This window comes from Algoriphagus sp. (assembly GCF_024642405.1).
In the GTDB taxonomy this organism is placed as follows: domain Bacteria; phylum Bacteroidota; class Bacteroidia; order Cytophagales; family Cyclobacteriaceae; genus Algoriphagus.
This window is the reverse complement of the sequence record NZ_JAHEBC010000398.1, coordinates 1-3,362: the sequence shown is the minus strand read 5'-3', so window position 1 is coordinate 3,362 and position 3,362 is coordinate 1. Positions and strand designations below refer to the sequence as shown.

Below are 3,362 nucleotides of genomic sequence, written 5' to 3'. Positions count from 1 at the left end.
AGTAATCAGTAGGCAGTCGCAGCTTGCCTGCCGGAGGTAGGGCAGTAAGCAGTGGTAAAGGAAGTCTGAAAGCTAAAATGAAAAAGCTGAAAAGTCCCTGTAAGCAATAGCAATGCACAGTCGTAGCTTGCCTGCCGTAGGTAGGTTTGCAGTTGCTATGAATAGTCAGCCTGAGCGGAGTCGAAGGCCACATTAAATGGAATAAAATAATTTATCTCAAATCAAAAAACACTAGTGGAAAACGAAACGGGTTTAAAAAGAGAAATAGGAGTTTGGGGGCTTTCTGCAAATATCGTTAACATCATTGTTGGTGCTGGAATTTTCGTTTTGCCAGCAATCGTAGCCGAAATCATAGGATCTTCAGCAATAATTGTCTACCTATTTTGTGGATTCCTGATAGCCTTGGTGATGCTTTGCTTTGCTGAAGCGGGTAGTAAAATTACCCGTTCCGGAGGTGGATATGCTTATGTAGAAACTGCTTTTGGCCCATATGTTGGGTTTTTGGCAGCCATATTTATGGTTACGGGAAGTGTTTTTTCTGATGCTGCTGTCGCCAATGCATTGGTGGAATTAGTGGGATTGGCTTTCCCTGTTTTTACCGATCCTGTCAATAGATTTCTGTTATTATTTGTCATTTTCTCAGGCTTGGCTTTCCTTAATGTCGTGGGTGTAAAGCAAGGAATTGGCTTGGTAAAAATCAATACCATTGCGAAGCTTACTCCGATCTTACTTTTAATATTCTTTAGCTGGAAAGATGTTTCTTTTTCCAATTTATACTGGGAATCAGCTCCTACTTTCCAGAAATTCGGTGAGGCTTGTTTAATCTTGTTTTTTGCTTTTCAAGGTGGAGATGCAGGGCTTTCAGTTGGAGGAGAAATCAAAAATCCTCAAAAGACCGTCCCGAAAGCTATTTTCATTGGGATTCTCTTTGTGTTAATTCTCTATGTACTTATTCAGACAGTTGCCCAAGGAGTTATGGGTAGTCAATTACCGGAATTTAATGAAGCCCCGCTGGCAGCTGTGGCAAATGTTGTTTTTGGTCCGATCGGGTATAGCTTTCTTTTAGTCGGAGCTGGAATTTCTATGTTTGGGATGCTTAGCGGGGAAATCCTAAATATGCCAAGAGTAATATTTGGATTGGCAAGTGATCGTGTAATTCCAATTGATAAATTAGCAGCTATCCATCCTAGATTTAAAACTCCTTATTTAGCCATCCTACTTTATGCTGGTCTAGGATTCACACTTGCAGCTTTAGGGGGATTCCGTCAATTGGCGGTCATTGCCTCAGCTAGTATGTTGTTAGTCTATTTTGGAGTTTGTCTTTCGGTGATTTGGTTGAGAAAGAAACAAGCTTCCCAGCCAGGAGATTTCAAAATTCCATTTGGAAATACTGTTCCAATACTTTCGGCAGCCATTATCCTCTTTTTCCTTTCCAATTTGTCTGGATATGAGAAAACAGGACTGCTCGCTTTTTTTGTTGCTCTAACAGTAATTTATTTCATGGTTAAAGCTATTAGAACCAAAAAAACAAATCCATCAAACTGATTAATTTTCACATTCCCAATTAAAAAAATGAAGACTTGATGGAAGAAAAAAGGGTTGGCCTCAAGCGAGAAATCGGTATTTTAAGTGTCGTGACAAATGTACTTAGCATCTCTATTGGTAGCGGGATTTTTTTGTTGCCTGCTTTGGTATTTGTGATTTTAGGAAATGGAAGTATTCTGGCATATATTTTTTGCGGGTTGATTTTTTTAGCCCTTGGGTTATGCTTCGCGGAAGTAAGTAGCAGGGTTTCAGATACAGGGGGCATGTACGTATACATAGAACGAGCATTTGGGCCTTTGGCAGGCTTTCTTGCTAATATTCTCTATTTGTTTGGAGTAGGTGTTTTGGCCTGTGCAGCATTACTAAACGCCATGGCAGATATTGCCTCTACCTCATTTCCCCTTCTTCAGGAAAATTGGGCTAGAATCCTTTTTTTCTCATTGATTTTAGGAATCATTTCTTTGCTCAGCATTCGAGGAATTAAGGACAGCATGATCTTCGTAAAATTACTGACCTTCACTAAAGTTCTGGCAATTCTTGCTTTGGTGATCTTTGGCCTTTCAGCAATTAATTTGGATAATATTATTTGGAAAGGATTTCCCGAATTTTCCAAAATTGGAGAAGCCTCACTCCTCTTGATATTTGCATTTCTAGGAGGTGAATTAGCCCTAAGCATTGGTGGGGAAATGAAAAACCCGAAGCGGACAGCGCCTATAGGATTCGTGATTGGAATTTTTGGTGTGGTACTGATATTCTGTCTTATTCACTTGGCAGTTCAGGGAGTTCTTGGTCAGGCTTTGATCGAAAATCAAGAAGCTCCTCTTGCAGAATTAGCCAAAAATCTTGCGGGAAATACTGGATTTCTCCTGATTCTTATTGTCTCATTTATCGCAGTATGGAGTACATTTAGCTCTATTTTTTTACTTAAAAACCGTATTCTTTATGCTGGAGCGGTGGATGGTATTTTACCAAAAGTATTTGCCAAACTTCATCCCAAACATGGAACCCCAGCCATAGCAATTCTTTTCTTAGCAACTTTGGAATTAGTAATTGCCAGTACAGGAAGTTTTCGATATTTATTGATTTTGGTTACCGCCACTTCTATTCTAATTTATTTTGGGGTTGTTCTGGCCTTTTTCAAATTTCGAAGAGAGGATAAAAACCCTAGTCCGGAAGTATTTAAAGTCAAAGGAGGATATTTCATCGGCACATTTGCCTTGATAGCACTTGCATGGGTTTTTTCGCGATTACCTTGGAAAGAGATTCAGGGAGTTTTTATTTCTCTCGTCATTCTGATCTTGATTTACTATCTTCTTAACTATTTTAAAGTCAGGCCAAATACAAAGTAGGGTACCTTTTTCCCAAAACAAATCCACGATACGATGAGAAAAGTATTCAATAATTTCAGTATCAGAACCCATCTTAACATTAGCCTTAAAAACCACGAACCCAATCCATTTATTTAAAATCCTAGGTATATGAAAACCAAAATTTATCTAATTGCAGCCTTTGTGCTACTGGTAAGTACACAGCTATTTGCCCAGCAAAAAACCAATCTGGAACTAACGGATATTTTCAATCTGGAATACGTCACTAATCCGAGTATTTCCCCTGATGGAACAAAAGTGGTGTATGTCAGAAATTTCAAAGATATCATGACCGATCGAGACTATTCAAACCTTTGGATTTCAAATATCGACGGAACTCAAAATCGACCTTTGACGCAAGGAAATCAAAATGATGTAGGTCCAGTTTGGTCTCATGACGGAACTAAAATCGCCTACAGATCGAATCAACAGGATGAAAAAATGAAGCTT

At 39.0% G+C, this 3,362-nt stretch carries 3 protein-coding genes and 1 pseudogene; 3 read left to right on the top strand and 1 reads right to left on the bottom strand.

The features are described from left to right. Positions 1-193, bottom strand: a 193-nt coding sequence (locus Q0L68_RS18395) for a hypothetical protein (RefSeq protein ID WP_296705715.1), incomplete at its 3' end; no start/stop codon positions are given. A gap of 41 nt (positions 194-234) precedes the next feature. Between Q0L68_RS18395 and Q0L68_RS18390 the strand changes: the two genes are divergently transcribed. The 3 genes and pseudogenes from Q0L68_RS18390 to Q0L68_RS18380 form a co-directional block, all read left to right on the top strand. Continuing rightward, positions 235-1,545, top strand: coding sequence for an amino acid permease (locus tag Q0L68_RS18390; protein WP_296705714.1), 1,311 nt, complete (start codon positions 235-237; stop codon positions 1,543-1,545). A gap of 38 nt (positions 1,546-1,583) precedes the next feature. Further along, complete coding sequence (locus Q0L68_RS18385; RefSeq protein WP_296705713.1) at positions 1,584-2,894, top strand: APC family permease; 1,311 nt, start codon at positions 1,584-1,586, stop codon at positions 2,892-2,894. Between the two features lie 129 nt (positions 2,895-3,023). Further along, a pseudogene (locus Q0L68_RS18380) lies at positions 3,024-3,362 on the top strand (S9 family peptidase); the annotation flags it as partial.